The sequence below is a fragment of the Halobacteriovoraceae bacterium genome (assembly GCA_020635115.1).
Classification (GTDB): domain Bacteria; phylum Bdellovibrionota; class Bacteriovoracia; order Bacteriovoracales; family Bacteriovoracaceae; genus JACKAK01.
In genome coordinates this window covers 1-1,708 of sequence record JACKAK010000025.1, presented here as the reverse complement: position 1 = coordinate 1,708, position 1,708 = coordinate 1, and the positions used below count along the sequence as shown (strand labels likewise).

The 1,708-nt window shown below is 35.1% G+C and carries 1 protein-coding gene; it reads left to right on the top strand.

The window, feature by feature from the left end; translation table 11 throughout:
• Positions 1 to 26: 26 nt before the first annotated feature.
• Positions 27 to 1,708, top strand: a 1,682-nt coding sequence (locus tag H6622_18415) for a type I polyketide synthase (GenBank protein MCB9063502.1), incomplete at its 3' end; no start/stop codon positions are given.

Below are 1,708 nucleotides of genomic sequence, written 5' to 3'. Positions count from 1 at the left end.
AAAGAGCCTTAATTGCTGTAGAGGAAATGCAGCAAAAAATAAAAAGGCTTGAAAAAGATAAGAATGAACCAATTGCTGTTATTGGTATGGCGGGCAGATTCCCAAATGCCAAAAATATTGATGAATTCTGGAATTTGTTGTACAATAAATTGGATGGTATTTCAGAGGTCCCAAAAGATAGATGGGACGTTGATCAATATTATGATGAGAGAAGAAGTACGCCTGGTAAAATGATTAGCCGTTTCGGTGGATTTATTGATGACTTTGATAAGTTTGACGCAGAATTTTTTGGAATCTCCCCCCGAGAAGCCATTCACATGGACCCTCAACAACGAATACTATTAGAAGTTTCTTGGGAGGCTCTTGAGAATGCTAATATCAAAGCCGAAGAGCTTGAAGATACTAAAACGGGAGTGTTCATTGGAGTTAGCTCAAATGATTACTCAATTGTAAATTTAAATAATAATAATCGTGACCTACGAAATGTCGATGCTTATATGGGCAGCGGAAATTCAAAAAGCATCTTAGCCAATAGGTTGTCTTACTTTCTAAACCTAAATGGCCCGAGTGTAGCACTCGATACAGCTTGTTCTTCATCTCTAGTTTCTTTGCACCTTGCATGTCAAAGTTTAAGAACGGGGGAATCAAATTTAGCTTTTGCAGGAGGAGTTGGTTTAATTTTAACACCACACGCCTCAATTACTTTTTCACAGGCACATATGCTTGCTCCACATGGACGCTGTAGAGTTTTTGATGCAGGAGCAGAGGGATACGTGAGAGGAGAAGGTGCCGGGATTGTTCTGCTTAAGAAATTAAGTGATGCATTAATTGATCAAGATAATATCCTTGCTGTTATTAAAGGATCAGCAGTTAATCAAGATGGTAAAACTAACGGACTAACTGCCCCAAATACACTCTCTCAAATAAGGGTGATTGAACAAGCTTTTGCAAATGCAAATATAACTGCAAATGATATTGGGTTTATTGAGACACATGGCACTGGAACAATCTTAGGTGATCCTATTGAAGTGCAAGCCTTAAATAAAGTAATGCAAAATCGGGATAAGTATTCACCATGCTATCTTGGCGCTGTAAAAAGTAATATTGGACACTTAGAAGCAGCTGCGGGAATAGCAGGGCTAATAAAAACTATATTAGTTCTTAAAAATAAAGTTATCCCCTCTAATTTACATTTTGAAAATCTAAATCCAAATATCTCAAAAGATACTTTTCAATTTAAAATCCCAACTTCGAATGTAGAATGGAAGACAGATAAAAGTAAACGAATTGCTGGAGTAAGTTCGTTTGGATTTGGTGGAACAAATGCACACGTAGTATTAGAAGAAGCAGAAACTGATAAAGTTGAGCAAAGCAATTCTGAAAATCAGCATGAAATAATTTGTTTATCAGCAAATAATAAAAGGGCATTACAGGAACTTTCAATTAAGTATTTAAATTTTATAAAAGAAAATGAGCATCTTTCCTTAAATGATTTTTGCTTTACCTCAAATAGACATCGTACTATTCTCAGTGAGAAAATTGCAGTTGCATTTAGTAAAAAGGATGAACTGATAGAATGTCTTAAGGACTATTCTAAAGGTTTGGATAATTATCAAATTATTCAACAGGAGAAAGATTTAAATAAAAAAAATATAATTGGATTTCTTTTTACAGGGCAAGGTTCTCAATATCTTAATATGGCCAAAGA